The organism is Nocardioides speluncae (assembly GCF_003121585.1).
GTDB lineage: Bacteria > Actinomycetota > Actinomycetes > Propionibacteriales > Nocardioidaceae > Nocardioides > Nocardioides speluncae.
Genome location: NZ_QEOO01000011.1, coordinates 197,066 through 212,772, shown reverse-complemented (window position 1 = coordinate 212,772; position 15,707 = coordinate 197,066). Strand labels below are relative to the sequence as shown.

The 15,707-nt window shown below is 69.7% G+C and carries 14 protein-coding genes; 5 read left to right on the top strand and 9 right to left on the bottom strand.

All coding sequences use genetic code 11. From position 1 onward, the window contains the following. The first annotated feature begins 2 nt into the window (after positions 1–2). The 3 genes from DDV73_RS05905 (at position 3) to DDV73_RS05895 (ending at position 5,668) form a co-directional block, all read left to right on the top strand. Entirely contained in the window at positions 3–890 is an 888-nt protein-coding gene (locus DDV73_RS05905; RefSeq protein WP_109506292.1) for a carbohydrate ABC transporter permease, read from the top strand. Beyond that, positions 887–1,792: a carbohydrate ABC transporter permease gene (locus tag DDV73_RS05900; RefSeq protein ID WP_240617144.1), complete on the top strand. Its 906-nt coding sequence runs from the start codon at positions 887–889 to the stop codon at positions 1,790–1,792. The genes DDV73_RS05905 and DDV73_RS05900 overlap by 4 nt, the downstream gene beginning before the upstream one ends. A gap of 237 nt (positions 1,793–2,029) precedes the next feature. After that, the gene (locus tag DDV73_RS05895) at positions 2,030–5,668 is read left to right on the top strand and encodes a discoidin domain-containing protein (RefSeq protein ID WP_109506291.1); all 3,639 of its coding nucleotides are present in this window, start codon (positions 2,030–2,032) and stop codon (positions 5,666–5,668) included. On the opposite strand, the gene DDV73_RS05890 is transcribed toward DDV73_RS05895, so the two are convergent. From DDV73_RS05890 to DDV73_RS05860, 7 genes are all read right to left on the bottom strand, one after another. Next, entirely contained in the window at positions 5,665–6,447 is a 783-nt protein-coding gene (locus tag DDV73_RS05890; RefSeq protein ID WP_109506290.1) for an ABC transporter ATP-binding protein, read from the bottom strand. The two genes, DDV73_RS05895 and DDV73_RS05890, sit on opposite strands and share 4 nt — an antisense overlap. Continuing rightward, positions 6,444–7,523 (bottom strand): FecCD family ABC transporter permease, encoded by a 1,080-nt coding sequence (locus DDV73_RS05885; RefSeq protein WP_206050728.1) that lies wholly within the window; start codon positions 7,521–7,523, stop codon positions 6,444–6,446. Before DDV73_RS05885 ends, DDV73_RS05890 begins: the two co-directional genes overlap by 4 nt. Beyond that, positions 7,520–8,578, bottom strand: a complete 1,059-nt coding sequence (locus DDV73_RS05880; protein WP_109506289.1) for a FecCD family ABC transporter permease — start codon at positions 8,576–8,578, stop codon at positions 7,520–7,522. Before DDV73_RS05880 ends, DDV73_RS05885 begins: the two co-directional genes overlap by 4 nt. A 6-nt stretch (positions 8,579–8,584) precedes the next feature. Beyond that, the gene (locus DDV73_RS05875) at positions 8,585–9,583 is read right to left on the bottom strand and encodes an ABC transporter substrate-binding protein (protein ID WP_109506288.1); all 999 of its coding nucleotides are present in this window, start codon (positions 9,581–9,583) and stop codon (positions 8,585–8,587) included. Between the two features lie 60 nt (positions 9,584–9,643). Then, the gene (locus tag DDV73_RS05870; RefSeq protein ID WP_109506287.1) at positions 9,644–10,498 is read right to left on the bottom strand and encodes a DMT family transporter; all 855 of its coding nucleotides are present in this window, start codon (positions 10,496–10,498) and stop codon (positions 9,644–9,646) included. After that, positions 10,498–10,974 carry a DUF456 domain-containing protein gene (locus tag DDV73_RS05865; RefSeq protein ID WP_240617143.1) on the bottom strand — a complete coding sequence of 159 codons (477 nt, stop codon included), beginning with the start codon at positions 10,972–10,974 and terminating at the stop codon, positions 10,498–10,500. The genes DDV73_RS05870 and DDV73_RS05865 overlap by 1 nt, the downstream gene beginning before the upstream one ends. 97 nt (positions 10,975–11,071) lie before the next feature. Then, positions 11,072–11,305, bottom strand: a complete 234-nt coding sequence (locus tag DDV73_RS05860; protein ID WP_109506285.1) for a DUF7455 domain-containing protein — start codon at positions 11,303–11,305, stop codon at positions 11,072–11,074. Between the two features lie 433 nt (positions 11,306–11,738). On the opposite strand from DDV73_RS05860, the gene DDV73_RS05855 reads away from it, so the two are divergent. Beyond that, on the top strand, positions 11,739–13,829 hold the full coding sequence (locus DDV73_RS05855; protein ID WP_240617142.1) for a DNA gyrase/topoisomerase IV subunit B: 2,091 nt from the start codon (positions 11,739–11,741) through the stop codon (positions 13,827–13,829). Further along, entirely contained in the window at positions 13,829–14,434 is a 606-nt protein-coding gene (locus DDV73_RS05850) for a hypothetical protein (protein WP_109506283.1), read from the top strand. The genes DDV73_RS05855 and DDV73_RS05850 overlap by 1 nt, the downstream gene beginning before the upstream one ends. 115 nt (positions 14,435–14,549) lie before the next feature. On the opposite strand, the gene DDV73_RS05845 is transcribed toward DDV73_RS05850, so the two are convergent. Together DDV73_RS05845 and DDV73_RS05840 are read right to left on the bottom strand one after the other, a co-directional pair. After that, positions 14,550–14,741 carry a DUF6980 family protein gene (locus tag DDV73_RS05845; RefSeq protein ID WP_109506282.1) on the bottom strand — a complete coding sequence of 64 codons (192 nt, stop codon included), beginning with the start codon at positions 14,739–14,741 and terminating at the stop codon, positions 14,550–14,552. Positions 14,742–14,776: 35 nt separating this feature from the next. Then, on the bottom strand, positions 14,777–15,658 hold the full coding sequence (locus DDV73_RS05840) for an LLM class flavin-dependent oxidoreductase (protein ID WP_109506281.1): 882 nt from the start codon (positions 15,656–15,658) through the stop codon (positions 14,777–14,779). Positions 15,659–15,707: the final 49 nt, after the last annotated feature.

Below are 15,707 nucleotides of genomic sequence, written 5' to 3'. Positions count from 1 at the left end.
CCATGACCGCGGTGACCCGATGGCTTCGCGGCGAGGGCCCGAGCACCCTCCTGCTGCTGCTTCCGCTGCTGCTGGTGTTCGGGCTGTTCGCGTGGTTCCCGATCGGGCGCGCGGCGGTGATGAGCCTGCAGGAGACCAACCTGGTCACCGAGCCGACCTGGGTGGGCCTGGACAACTTCGAGCTGGTCCTCGGCGACCCGCTGTTCTGGACCTCGGTCAAGAACACGGCGTACTTCACCGGCCTGGCGCTGTTGTTCGGCTACCCGCTGCCGCTGCTGCTCGCGCTGGTGATGAGCGAGCTGCGGCGGACCAAGGGACTGTTCAGCGTGCTGGCCTACCTCCCGGTCGTGGTGCCGCCGGTCGTGACCGTGCTGCTGTGGCGGTTCTTCTACGACGCCCGCGCGGAGGGCGTGTTCAACACGATCCTCGGCTGGGCCGGCCTCGGCCCGTTCTCGTGGATCCAGGACGCCACGACAGCGATGCCGTCGCTGGTGCTCCAGGCCACCTGGGCGAACGCCGGCGGGACGGTGCTCATCTACCTGGCGGCGATGGCCGGGCACCGGGCCGACCTGTACGACGCCGCCGACGTCGACGGGGCCGGGATCCTCCGGAAGGTCTGGCACGTCACCCTGCCGCAGATGCGCAACATCCTGCTGATCACGCTGATCCTGCAGGTGATCGCGACGTTCCAGGTGTTCACCGAGCCGTACCTGATGACCGGCGGCGGACCGGGCAACTCCACGACGACGGTGCTGCTGCAGATCTACAACTACGCCTACCGCTCAGGTGAGTACGGCGCCTCCACGGCGCTCTCGGTGCTTCTCGCCGCATTCCTCGGCGTGATGTCGGGGCTGTTCTTCTGGGCCACTCGCGCCTGGAGCACGTCGTGAGCGCGTCGTCGCGGGTCCAGGACGCCGGCGAGCGCGGCATCCTGTCCGGCATCGACCGGCGGCGGCGCGGGGTCCGCTGGTCGATGCTCGGCGTCCACGGACTCGTGCTGCTCGGCCTGCTGGTGGTCTGCGTGGGGCCGATGCTGTGGCTGGCCAAGGCCGCGGTCAGCCACACCCAGGACACCCTGCGCAGCCCGACGGCCCTGTGGCCCGGCGGCCTCGACCTGGCCAACCTGTCCGCCGCCTGGAACGAGGCTGAGATCAGCCACTACTTCGCGAACACGGTGTGGATGACGACAGGTGCGTGGATCGCTCAGCTGCTGGTGGCCGCCACCGGCGGGTTCGTGCTGTCGGTGCTGCGCCCGCGGTACGCCACGGTCGTCACGGCAGCGGTGTTCGCGACGCTGTTCGTGCCCGGCGTGGTGATGCTGATCCCGCTGTTCCTGACGGTCCTGGACGTGCCGCTGCTCAACGTGTCGCTGGTCAACAGCTACTGGGCCGTGTGGCTGCCGGCGGGAGCGAACGCGTTCAACGTGCTGCTGGTCAAGCGCTTCATGGACAACCTGCCGCGCGAGGTCTTCGAGGCGGCCCGCGTCGACGGCGCCGGGCCGTTCCGGATGCTGTGGTCGGTGGCGCTGCCGATGTCGAAGCCGATCCTCGGCGTGGTCTCGGTCTTCGCGATCCTCAACGCCTGGAAGGACTTCCTCTGGCCGATGGTCGCGCTGCCGGACCCGACGAAGCAGCCGCTCTCGGTGCGGCTGCCGATCATCCGCGACACCGTCGAGCTCGACGTGTTCCTGGCCTCGCTACTGATCTCGACGGCGCTGCCGATCGCGATCTTCCTGATCTTCCAACATCTGTTCCTCCGCAACGCCGGCCTCGGCGGGGCGGTGAAGGAGTGACCCCCAAAGACCGGATGCACGGATGGCCGCCTACCGAGCGCCCCCATGCGGGCGCGCTGGCTGCGTTGGCGAAGACTCGACGGGCCTCCGGCCCGCCTTCGCTCCGCCGCCTTGCCATCACACCCGCGTGGCGACGCTCGCAACGGCGCCCATCCGTGCATCCGGTCTAGACCTGACGACGGCCCGCCCGGTCGTCTGCCGCTCGGCCGTCCTCGGCCACTCTCGGAAGGCAAGAAAATGGATCGGATCCGCTCGCTACCCGCCACCCGCAAGGCGCTGGCCACCTTCGTCGTCGGCCTCGCACTCCTCGGGCTCGTCCCGACCGCCCCGTCCGCCGCCATCTCATCCAGCTCGTCCGCCGTCGTCGTGGCCGGCGAGAACCTCGCTGCCGGCCGTCCGATGTCGGCCAAGAGCCACCACGACGTGTACGCCGCGGCGAACGCCGCCGACGGCCAGCAGGCCACCTACTGGGAGAGCGCCAACCACGCCTTCCCGCAGTGGATCCAGGTGGACCTGGGCGCCGGCGTACCCGTCGAGCGGGTGGTCCTGAAGCTGCCGACCGCGGGCTGGGAGGCGCGGACCCAGACGATCGAGGTGCTGGGCAGCACCGACGGCCAGCAGTTCGGCACCCTGGTGCCGGCCGCCGACTACGGCTTCGCGCCCGCCCAGGACAACACCGTCAGCATCGGGTTCGACACCGTCATCACCCGTCACGTCCGGGTGCAGATCACTGGCAACACCGCCTGGCCGGCCGCCCAGGTGAGCGAGCTCGAGGTCTACGGCCCGTCCAGCGGTGACACCGAGGCGCCGACCGCCCCTGGCAGCCTGAGTTTCACCGAGCCGGACACCGACCGGATCCGCCTCGCCTGGGAACCGGCCCACGACAACGTCGGCGTGACCGGGTACGACGTCTACGCCAACGGCGCCCTGCTCACCAGCGTCGCCGGCGACGTGCGCACCCACACCGACACCCGGCGCGCCTCGGAGACCGTCAGGTACACGGTCCGGGCGCGCGACGCCGCCGGCAACGAGTCCCCGGCGAGCAACGAGGTGACCCGGGTCGGCGACGGCAGCGACCCCGGCGGCACCGACCTGGCCGCGGGCAAGCCGATCACCGCGTCCTCGACCGTCCACGTCTTCGAGGCCGCCAACGCCAACGACGGCGATGCCACGACGTACTGGGAAGGCGCGTCGGGCGCCTACCCGAGCACGCTGACGGTTCAACTGGGCAGCGAAGCCTCGGTGAACTCGGTCGAGGTCGCGCTCAACCCGGACCCGGTCTGGGGAGCGCGCACGCAGACCTTCGAGATCCTCGGCCGGGCGCAGGGAGCCACCGAGTTCACCACAATCAGGCCGTCGGCCGGCTACCGGTTCGACCCCGCCGACGGGAACGACGTCACGATCCCGGTGACGGCCACCGTCGCCGAGCTGCGGCTGCGCTTCACCGGCAACACCGGGGCTCCCAACGGCCAGGTCGCCGAGCTCCGGGTAATCGGTACGCCGGCCCCGAACCCCGACCTGCTGGTGGGTGAGATGTCGTGGACCCCGTCCGCGCCGGTCGAGACAGACCCGGTCTCGGTCTCCGCGGTGGTGCACAACGTCGGGTCCCGGCCCGCGGCCGCCACGACCGTCGACGTACTGCTTGACGGGGAGGTCGTCGACAGCGCCCCGGTGGCCGCCCTGGCCGCCGGCGCCCAGACCGCGGTGAGCGTCGACATCGGGAAACGCTCCGCCGGGAGCTACCGGCTCGGGGCGAGCGTCGACCCGGCCGCCGACGTGGCCGAGGAGGACGAGGAGAACAACACGTTCGAGAACCCGACGCCGCTGGTGGTCGAGCCGGTCGCCAGTGCCGACCTGGTGCCGTCAGCGCTGGCCTGGTCGCCGGACAGCCCGTCCGCGGGGGAGGCCGTCGCCTTCTCGGTCGCGATCGCCAACCAGGGCAGCGAGCCTTCCTCGGCGGCCGCCCACGGCATCACCCTGACCGTCAACAACGACGCCGGGCAGGTGGTGGCCACCCGCAGCGGCAGCCACAGCGGCGTCATCGGGTCCGGCCAGACGACGGCGGCCGTCAGCCTCGGCAGCTGGACCGCCGCCGACGGCAGGTACGCCGTCACCGTGGAGATCGCGCCCGACTCGGCGGAGCTGCCGGAGAAGCGCGAGAACAACAGCACCACGAAGTCGCTGTTCGTCGGGCGCGGCGCCGATATGCCCTACGACACCTACCAGGCCGAGGACGGCGTGGTCGGCGGGGGAGCGCAGGTGCTCGGCCCGAACCGGACGATCGGTGACCTCGCCGGCGAGGCCTCCGGCCGCCGCGCGGTGACCCTCAACGACACCGGCAGCTACGTCGAGTTCACGACCCGGGCCGCCACCAACACCCTGGTCACCCGGTTCTCGATCCCGGACGCTCCGGGTGGCGGCGGCACCACGGCGACGCTGAACATCTACGTCGATGGGCAGCTGCTCAAGCCGATCACGCTGACCTCGCGCTTCGCGTGGCTCTACGGGAACGAGGCCAACCCGGGCAACTCACCCGGCCAGGGCCCGGCCCGGCACATCTACGACGAGGCCAACGTGATGCTCGGCCGGACCGTGCCCGCCGGCAGCAGGATCCGGCTGCAGAAGGACGCGGCCAACACCTCGCGGTACGCCATCGACTTCATCGACCTCGAGGAGGTCGCCCCGAGGCCGAACCCGGACCCCGCGGCGTACGTCGTACCCGACGGCTTCGGTCACCAGGACGTCCAGAACGCGCTGGACGAGTTCCGGATGGACACGACCGGCCGGCTGAAGGGCGTGTATCTGCCCGCGGGCGACTACCAGACCTCGAACAAGCTCCAGGTCTATGGCAAGCCGGTCGAGGTCGTCGGCGCGGGCCCGTGGTTCACCCGGTTCCACGCGCCGCAGGGCCAGGAGAACACCGATGTCGGGTTCCGCGCGGAGGCAGCAGCGAACGGGTCGACGTTCACCGGCTTCGCCTACTTCGGCAACTACACCAGCCGGATCGACGGGCCGGGCAAGGTCTTCGACTTCCAGAACGTCGCGAACATGACGATCTCCGACATGTGGGTCGAGCACATGGTCTGCATGTACTGGGGCGCCAACACCGACAACATGACGATCAAGGACTCCCGGACCCGGAACCTGTTCGCCGACGTCATCAACATGACCAACGGCAGCACCGGCAACCGGGTCGCCAACATCGAGTCGCGGGCCTCCGGTGACGACGCCTTCGCGCTGTTCTCGGCCACCGATGCGGGCGGTGGCGCGAACACCGGCAACGTCTACGAGAACCTGTCCGCGCTGGTCACCTGGCGTGCCGCCGGCGTCGCGGTGTACGGCGGCGAGAACAACACCTTCCGCAACCTCTACATCGCCGACACCCTGGTCTACTCGGGCATCACCATCAGCTCCCTGGACTTCGGCTACCCGATGGCGGGCTTCGGACCGGGCACCACCCGGTTCGAGAACGTCTCGCTGGTGCGGGCCGGCGGTCACTTCTGGGGCGCGCAGACCTTCCCGGCGATCTGGCTGTTCTCGGCCTCGAAGCAGTTCCGGGCGATCCGGCTGAGCGACATCGACATCGTCGACCCGACGTACTCAGGGATCATGTTCCAGACCCAGTACATCGGTGGTCAGCCGGTGAACCCGGTGACCGACACCGAGCTCACCGACGTCTCCATCACCGGCGCCCGGCGCAGCGGCGACGAGTTCGACCACAAGTCCGGGTTCGGCATCTGGGCGAACGAGCTGCCCGAGGCCGGACAGGGTCCGGCGGTCGGCAGGGCTGTCTTCAACGACCTGCGGATGAGCGACAACCACCAGAACATCAGGAACACCACGTCGACGTTCGAGATCGTCGTCAACAGCAGTTAGTCGGCCGCCGGCACCACCATCGGGGTCCCTGAGATCGGGTCCGGGACCACGACGCAGGGGAGTCCGAAGACCTTCTCGACCAGGCTCGCGGTGACGATCTCGGACGGCGGTCCCTCGGCGACGATGTGCCCGTCGGCCATGGCGATCAGGTGCTGGGCGTAGCGACAGGCCAGGTTGAGGTCGTGGAGGACGACCACGATCGTCTTCCCGCTCGTCTCGTTCAGCTTGCGCAGCAGGCGGAGCAGCTCCACCTGGTGGCTGATGTCGAGGAACGTGGTGGGCTCGTCCAGGAGCAGCAGGTCGGTGTCCTGGGCGAGCGCCATCGCCACCCAGACCCGCTGCCGCTGCCCTCCGGACAGCTGCTGGATCGGTCGGCCCAGCAGGTCCTGGGTGTCGGTGTCCTCGAGGGCGCGGGCGACGGCCTGCTTGTCCTCGGCGTTCCAGTGCCGGAACCAGCTCAGGTGCGGGTGCCGGCCGCGGGAGACCAGGTCGCCCACGGTGATCCCGTCCGGGGCGACCGGGGTCTGCGGGAGCAGCCCGAGCACCTTGGCCACCTCCTTGGTGGCCAGGTGGCTCATCGGCGTGTCGTCGAGCAGCACCTGTCCCGAGCGCGGCCGGAGCAGCCGGGCCAGGCCGCGCAGCAGGGTCGACTTGCCACATGCGTTGGCGCCGACGATCGCGGTGACCCGGCCGTCGATGATGTCGAGGTCGAGCGACTGCACGATGGTGCGGTCGTCGTAGCCCAGGCTGAGGTTCTCGGCGCGGAGTCGGGACTTCATCCGCCGGCTCCTTCCTTGTTGGAGGTGGCCAGCAGCCACAGCAGGTACGGCGCGCCCACCAGCCCGGTGACCACACCGGTCGGCAGCTCGGCCGGGAACATATGTACGGCGACCAGGTCGGCGCTCATCAGCAGGGTCGCGCCGACGAAGCCGGCGGCGAGCACCCCACCGGCCGCCGGGCCGAGCAGCCGGTTGGCCACCGGTCCCGCCACCAGCGCGACGAACGCGATCGGGCCCGCAGCGGCGGTCGCGAGCCCGGTCAGCGCCACCGAGATCGCGATCAGCGCGAGGTGGGCCAGCTGGACGCGGGTGCCCAGCGCCCGCGCGCTGTCGTCGCCGAGCTCGAGGGAGCGCAGCTGCGTGGACAGCGCCGCGGTCAGCGGCAGCAGCACCACCAGCGCGACCACCAGGAGCCGGGTCTCGGTCTCGCCCGAGAGGCCGACCGAGCCGACCAGCCAGTGCATCGCCTCGCGAGCGTCGTGCAGGGTCCCGCGGGTGATGACGTAGCTGACCAGGCCGCTCATGAACGCCGAGACGCCGATCCCGATCAGGATGAACCGGTAGCCGCTGATGCCGTCCTTGAACGCGAGCAGGTACATCAGCACCGACGACACCAGCGCCCCACCGAGCGCGAGGGCGGGGACGGTGATGTCCTGGGCGTTCAGGATCACGATGCCGGTCACGGCGGTCAGGCTGGCGCCGGAGGAGACGCCGACGAAGTCCGGCGACGCCAGCGGATTGCGCAGCAGCCGCTGGAACAGGGTGCCGGCGACGCCAAGCGCGAGCCCGACCGCGAAGCCGGCGGTGGCCACCGGGAGCCGGAGCTCGAGCACGATGAAGTCGACCTCTGGCGTGCTGCCGACGCCGAAGATCGAGCGCAGCACCTGCTCGCCGGTGAGCCGGTAGCTGCCCACCATCATGGTGACTACAAAGACACCGAAGGCGAGCACGCCGAGCGCGACCGTGACGCCGGCGTACCGGAGCTGTCTGCCGCGGCGCTGGCGCTGCAGCTCGTCCTCGACGATGTCGGCGGGGACGTCCTCGGGGACGGGGCGCTTGTCGAGGGTGACGCTCACAGCTCGGCCAATCTGCCGTAGCGCACCAGCGCGATGAAGAACGGCGCACCGAGCACGCCGAGCACCACACCGACCTGGAGCTCGCCGGGGCTGATCAGCAGCCGGCCGAGGATGTCGCAGAGCAGCAGCAGGAGCGGGCTGAGCAGCATCGAGTAAGGCAGGATCCACCGGTAGTCGGGCCCGCAGATCAGCCGCGCCAGGTGAGGTGCGACCAGGCCGACGAACACGATCGGGCCGCAGGCCGCGGTGGCCGCGCCACACAGCACCGCGACCACCGCGAACATCAGCACCCGGACCTGGCCGACCCTCAGTCCCAGCGCCCGGGCGGTGTCGTCACCGAGCGCGAGCCCGTTCAGCGCCCAGCCGCACAGCAGCGACGCGGCCAGCCCCACCAGCAGGAAGGGCGCGACGCTGTAGAAGATCGGCAGGTAGCGGCCCGCGAGCGAGCCGACCTGCCAGAACCGCATCTCGTCGAGCACCACGTCGTCGGTCATCAGTACGGCGGAGGTCAGCGAGGTCAGGGCGGCTGTCACCGCGGCGCCGGCGAGCGCCAGCTTCAGCGGCGACGCGCCGCCGCGCCCGAGGGACGCGACGGCGTACACCAGAAGCGTCGCGCCGATCGCGCCGCCGAACGCGAACCAGAGGTAGCCGGACACTCCGTGCAGGTCGAACAGCGCGATCGCCACCACGATCGCGGCCGCGGCTCCCGCGTTCACGCCCATGATCCCGGGGTCGGCGAGCGGGTTGCGGGTGACGCCCTGCAGGATCGCGCCGGAGGCGCCGAGGGCCGCGCCGACCAGGATGCCGAGCAGCGTGCGCGGCACCCGCATCTCCAGCGTGACCGTGCCGTCGGTGGAGACCGAGCGATCGAGGTGCGTGAACGCGTTCAGCACGTCGAGCGGTGAGATCGACCGCGAGCCGAGGGCGACACTGAGGAACACGGTCACCACCAGCGCGCCGAGCAGCACCAGCAGCCCGCCACCGAGGGTTGGCACCCGCAGCCGCGACCGCCGAGTCTTGGACTCGGCGGCCGAGTCGGCGACGGAGAGACTCATCCGCCGTCAGTCCCCGATGTTCTCGTCGGCCTTCTCGATGTCGGCGGCCAGCTGGTCCAGCGCGTCGGCGTAGTGGCCGTAGCTGTGCAGCCAGTACGCCGGCCAGTTGACGACCGCCTCGGCCTTTGCCGCCTTGATCGTGTTCCAGGTCGGCTGCTTGCGCGCCTTCGCCAGGCTGTCGTCGAAGGTGCGGCTGTCGAGCAGCAGGATGTCCGGCTGGTACTTGTCGGCGTTCTCCCAGCTGACGTTCTCCCAGTACGGGAAGCCCTTGTCGGGGCTGTCCGGGTTGATCACGTCGAGCCCCCAGCTCTGGAAGTCGAGCAGCTCCGGCGCGTACTTCGGGTTCGCGACGTACAGCAGGTCGTCGGCGGGGGAGACGGCGAGGGCGGTCAGCCCGGGCTTGGCGGCCGTGGCCTCCTCGAACCGGGTCTTCGCCTCCTCGAAGCGCTTCTTGTCCGCCGCGAGCTCGGGGTCGTCGACGTCGGCACCGAGACTGGCCGCGAGCTTCTCGTATCCCTCCGCGAGCTCCAGGATCGACGCGCCCTGGCTGGCGCCCACGACGGGCGCGAGCTCGGCGAGCTTCTTGCTCTTGGCCTTCACGCCGGACTCCAGACCGGAGTGCGCCTTCTCGGCCGGCCACCAGTCGGCGACGATCAGGTCGGGATCCAGCCCGGCCGCCTTCTCGACGTCGATGCTGCCCCACTCCTCGCCGAGGATGGTGACGCCGTCGAGGTCGACGTCCTGGAGGTTGGGGTCGGTCTTGACCGACTCGTCGCCGTAGATGCCGACCGGCTTGATGCCGTAGGACATCAGCACGGCCGCCGGGCCGGCGTGAGCGATGATCCGCTTCGGGGTGTGGTCGACGGTGACGGTCTCGCCCGATCCGTCGACGAAGGTCCACGTGCCGTCCTTGGAGTCGGACGCGTCCTTCGACTCGTTGTTGGCGACTCCACAGGCCGTGAGCAGCAGCGCGGCGATCAGCGCGAAGCAGGTTCGCAAAGTCATGATGGGTCCTTCGAAGAGATGAGCTGACGAGCCCGAGAGCGAGATTAGGTTAGCCTAACCTCATCCGGCCGCGACCATCGCCACCGCGAACGCACACAATGCGAGACCGAGCGCCTGGGCCCGGTGGATCCGCTCCTTCAGGACCAGCCAGGCCAGCAGCACCGTCGCCGCCGGGTAGAGCGAGGTCAGCACTCCGGCGATCGTGAGGTAGCCGCGCTGGCTGGCGAGCAGGAAGAACAGCGTGGCGGCGGTGCCCAGCGGCCCGGTTCCCAGCGACCACCACACGTACCGGCCGCGCGGCACCCACGGCGCCCGCAGGGCGAGGGCGAGTACGACGACCGCCGGGACCGACACCGCCTGGGTGAGCGTGAGCGGCCACAGGCCCGCCTCGTCCGGCACCTGGCCGAGTGCCGCGAAGAGCACACCGAAGCCGGCGCCTGCCAGCAGGCCGTCGATCACCGCGGCGGTCGTCGACTCACGCGGCTCGTCGCAGTGGAGGGGGTCCTCGTCGGCCGGGGTGCTGGCCACCAGCCAGATCGCGGGGAAGGCCAGCACGATCCCCACCCACACGAACGCCCCGGGCCGCTCGCCGGTGACGACGCCGACCATGACCGGGACCACGGCCGCACCGACCGCGGACAGCGGCGCCACGACGCCCATCCGGCCCTGGGACAGGCCGCGGTAGAGGAAGCCCGCACCCATGCCCGACCCGACGCCGGCGAAGGCCGCCCACGCGAAGTCGGCGCGGGTGGGCTCGCCGGTCACGAACGCCGCGAGCAGCGCCGTACAGACCGTGGACGCGCACATGCCGACGGTCGCCACCGACCACGGCGAGGCCCGCCGCGACACCAGGCCGCCGATGAAGTCGGACAGGCCGTAGGCGACGGCCGCGACGAGCGCGAGCAGGATCGCCATCAGGTCACGACGACGCCGACGATCCAGGTTCCGGTCGCGAGGAGGGCGGCGGCGAGCTCGATCAGGATGCTGATGCCAACCGCCTTGAGCGCGGACTTGGTCGACGGCCAGGCGTCGTCCGCGCCGACCCGCTGCCGCTCGGCGACGTACACGCCGGCCACGAAGCCGACCAGCATGCCGACGACCGGGACCACGAAGAAGCCGACGATCGCGAACAGCGCGCCGATCCACAGCGTGGAGTTCGGGATTCCCTCGGCCTTCATCTGCCGGCCGGGGATGAGGTACTTCACGACCGTCCCGACGACCAGGAAGGTCGTGGCCACCGCGACCACGATCCACGCGGTGGTGCCGCCGACCTCCAGCGCCCAGGCCACGATCGCGCCCAGCACCAGGATCGACCCGGGAAGGACGGGAACGATGATGCCGGCGAGGCCGACCAGGATCGCGATGCCGACGGCAACTTCGGTGAGGGTCACGGCGCAACCCTGCCACAAGTAGGTGGCTCTGAAATGGACCTGGCCCCCGGCGGATCGCCGGGGGCCAGAGGGAGAACTAGTGGCGGAAAGTCTGGGGTCAGCGTTCCTCGGCGGGGGCGGATGACGGGGTGTCGGACAGCTTGTGGGTCTCATCGACCACGGTCACCGCGATCTCGCGGAGCTTGTCGCCGTGCTCGCGAGCGTGGTGGGCGCAGAAGAGGAGCTCGCCACCGGACTGGAGCTCGACGCGCAGGTAGGCCTGGGCGCCGCAGCGGTCACAACGGTCGGCCGCGCTCAGCGCGGCGGAACTAGGGGCAATCGCAGTGTTCACGTCTTACCTCGTCTCTCTCCTCGGTGTCCTGCTCAACGTAGCCGCCCGTACAAAGATTCCCGGTTGGCTCCATGTCACCTCACAAGCATCCAATCACGGAGCGTTGTTCCCCGTTTCCTAGGGCCCCAAGCATGGAATTGCTTGACATCCAGATAACGGACGGTGCTGCAGATTCTGACGCGGAAGCGGTGTCTCCGGTTGCCAGATAGCCGGACAGCCGCCCGTTCGTGACCGGAATGTGTCGTGCTGTGCCCTCTGCTGGGCCCTCCCTGACCACGCCTTCACGGTAGAGGAACGGGCCCGGCGACAGGTGCAGGCGAGCCTGCGCCAGCCGTGGGCGTGTCGCAGGTAGATTCCAGTTGTCGGGAGGGGCATCACGATCAGCACCTTCCGATGGCGGTGTACGCCGGGAGAATGGACAGACGGGATGCATGTGGCAGGCGCGAGTGGCGGGAGCACGGCCATCGACAACACCTACAACGCGGCGCACCTGCTGGTGCTGGAGGGCCTGGAGGCGGTCCGCAAGCGGCCGGGCATGTACATCGGGTCCACGGATACCCGCGGCCTCATGCACTGCATGTGGGAGATCATCGACAACGGCGTCGACGAGGCGCTGGCCGGTGTCGCCAAGCGGGTCGAGGTGATCCTGCACCCCGACGACTCCGTCGAGGTCCACGACAACGGCCGCGGCATCCCCACCGACAAGGAGCCCAAGACCGGGCTACCCGGCGTCGAGGTGGTGGCCACCAAGCTGCACGCCGGCGGCAAGTTCGGCGGCGGCTCGTACGTCGCCACCGGCGGCCTGCACGGCGTCGGCCTGTCGGTCGTCAATGCGCTGTCTGCGCGGATGGACATCGACGTCGACCGCGCCCCGTCCGCCCAAGGCCTCAGCTTCCAGCGCGGCGTGCCCGGCGTCTTCGACGCCGAGGGTCCGGGCCGCGCGTTCAGCGCGAAGTCCGGGCTGACCCGGAAGGGCAAGCGGGTCGCCAAGGGCAAGACCGGCACTCGGATCAGGTTCTGGCCGGACCGGCAGATCTTCACCAAGGACGCCACGTTCGTCTACGACGAGCTGGTCACCCGCGCCCGGCAGACGTCGTACATCGTGCCGGGCCTGGAGCTGGTGATCCGCGACCTGCGCGGTGAGGAGCCGGTCGAGGAGTCGTTCCGCCACGACGGCGGCATCGCGGAGTTCGCGGAGTTCCTCAGCGAGGGCGAGCCGGTCACCGACGTACTCCGGCTGCAGGGCATGGAGACCTTCACCGAGACCGTGCCGCTGCTCGACGACAAGGGCCACATGACCCCCCAGGACGTCGAGCGCGAGCTGCACGTCGACGTCGCGCTGCGCTGGGACACCGGCTACGACACCGAGCTGCGCTCGTTCGTCAACGTGATCGCGACGCCGAAGGGCGGCACCCACGTCGGCGGCTTCGAGACCGCGGTGACCAGCACCTTCAACGAGGTGATGAAGTCGGCCAAGGTGCTCAAGGTCGCCGACGACAACGTGATCAAGGACGACGTACTCGAGGGCATGACCGGGATCGTGACCGTGCGGCTGGCCGAGCCGCAGTTCGAGGGTCAGACCAAGGAGATCCTCGGCACCCCGGCCGCGCGCAACGTCGTACGCCGGGTGGTGTCGACCGAGCTCAAGAAGTTCCTCACCTCCTCCAAGCGGGCCGAGAAGGCTCAGGCCAAGCAGGTCATGGAGAAGGTGCTCGGCGCCTCCAAGACCCGGATCGCCGCCCGCCAGCACAAGGAGACCCAGCGCCGCAAGAACGCCCTGGAGTCCTCGGCGCTGCCGGCCAAGCTCGCCGACTGCCGCTCCACCGACAACGACCGCAGCGAGCTGTTCATCGTCGAGGGAGACTCCGCGCTCGGCACCGCCAAGCTGGCCCGGAACTCGGAGTTCCAGGCGCTGCTGCCGATCCGCGGCAAGATCCTCAACGTCCAGAAGGCCTCGGTTGGCGACATGCTGAAGAACGCCGAGTGCGCCGCGATCATCCAGGTCGTCGGCGCCGGCTCCGGCCGCACCTTCGACCTTGACGCCTGCCGCTACGGCCGGATCATCTTCATGGCCGACGCCGACTCCGACGGCTCGCACATCCGCTGCCTGCTCGCCACGCTGTTCTTCAAGTACATGCCCGAGCTGATCACCAGCGGCCGGGTCTACAGCGCCGTCCCGCCGCTGCACCGGATCGAGCTCGTGCAGCCGAAGAAGGGCATGGACAAGTACGTCTACACCTACTCCGACGACGAGCTGCAGCGGAAGCTCGCCGAGCTCAAGAAGAAGAACATCCGCTGGAAGGACCCGGTCCAGCGCTACAAGGGCCTCGGTGAGATGGACGCCGACCAGCTGGCCGAGACCACCATGGACCCGCGCCACCGCACCCTGCGCCGGATCACCGTCGACGACGCCGACGCCGCCACGCAGGTCTTCGAGCTGCTGATGGGCACCGACGTCGCCCCCCGCAAGGAGTTCATCGTCCAGGGCGCCTACGAGGTCGACGTCGAGTCCCTCGACGCCTGATGTCGGACGCCGCGTCGGAGTTCGTGCGCGCTGACGCTGCGTACGAATCAGCCGAGGCCGCGGTGCTTGATGCCTTGCGTGCCTCGCGGCCGATGGCGCAACTTGTCGACCTGGTCAGCGAGGTCGCACGCGCCTCCGAGGCCTGGAACGCCGCTGCTTACCGCGCGTACCACCAGTCGAGCGGCGACCAGCGTCTGGCACTGGATCAGCTGACCGAGCGGACCGAGGTCGTGAGTGAGCTGTGGCGGGACATCGCAGAAGCGGTGGCTGATTCCGACAGCGGCGTGGTTGAAGGCTGGCTACCTCCGGATCACGTCCACGTCGCCTTGGAGCAGATCTCGCGTTGGATCGGGTACAGCTTCGACCTGTCGGACTGGGGTGCAGTCGAGTTCGGCCTGATCGACACCGACTCGGAAGATCCCGATCGCTGGTTCGACTATCCGCTGGTGGGCGACCCCGCCCTCACCATTCGCCTCGCGCGAGACATCGACGCGGGCTTGGTCCTGCTTGAGGTGCGCGGTCAGATTTCGGACGAGCTAGGTGTCCGGACCGAAACGCTCTTGGACCTGCTAACCGACCCACGGATCCGGTCGCAGGACGACTGACGGCCACCTGGCCACCACACCAACCGGATGACACAGTGCGACACGCCGGCAGCCTGGCGTGTCGCCCGCATTTTGCCGGTTCGTATGGTGGCTCGGCACGCGTCTACAAGGTCGGCTAGAGGTGCTGGCCACACCACGGGCAGTAGGCGATGACGAGGAAGCCGCTGCCGCCGTCGTGGATGCGGATGCCGTAGTCGTGCCTGGTCCTGACGATCAAGGAGTCGGGACATGCCGCGAGATCGCTGTGTGTCTCGCAGGTCAGCGTCAGCTGACGCGCCATCTGCGCGCAGCAGGTATCCGGGTCCATGGCACCGCATGGTGCCAGACAGTTCCGGGAGGTCTTCAGTGCGAGGCGACGGCGTCCTGGGTCGCGTCGAGGCACTGGAGGTCGGCGGTGGCGGGGACCAGGATGAACTCGTCGCAGCCGGCGGCTTCGGCGTCGTCGAGAACCTTGCGTACGTCGTCCGCGGTGGCGACCCAGGTGTCGGCGGCCATCGCCTCGGCGAACTCGGGGCCGGTCCAGGCGAGGTAGCGGGCGGTGAACGTGCGGAGGACCTCCAGCGAGTCCGGTACGCCGAGGGCGTAGAAGCAGCCGTTGACCTTGTACGGCGCACTCCGGCCGGCGTCGGCCCAGGCGCGGTCGGCGAGTCGGTTGGTGTTCTCGAGCTCGCGACGCCGCCCACCCACGCTGAAGCCGGTCACCCCGTCCGCCCAGCGCGCGGCCCGGGCCATCGACTTCGGGCCGAGGGCGCCGGCGAGGAGTGGCGGTCCGCCCGGCTGAACCACTGAAGGCCCGACCGGGTCGGCACCGTCGAACGGCGGCTTACCGTCGAGCAGCTGGCGGAGCTCGACGGCCTGCGCCTCGAGCCGCCGGTGCCGGCCTTCGAAGGTGGCGCCGAGTGCCTGGTAGTCGTGCTCACGCCCGCCGACACCGAGGCCGACCGTGAGCCGGCCGGCGGAGAGCTGGTCGAGGGTGCCGATCTGCTGAGCGATCATCGCGGTCGGGTGGGCGGGCAGCACCCACAGGTTCGCGAAGACCCGGACTCGGGTGGTCACCGCGGCGGCGGCACCGAGCGTCACCGCGAGCTCGGGGTTCGAGAAGGTCACCCGTTCGCCGGCAGAGACGCTGGAGAACGGGCCTTCGTCGATCCCGCGCGCCCAGTCGACCGTCGTCCTCGGCCCGTAGTCGGCCGCCATCTGGGGGAGTGCCACGCCGACGTCCATGGCCGGTCAGCCTAGCAATGAGACTGAAACGTGTTCTACATGATGCTGA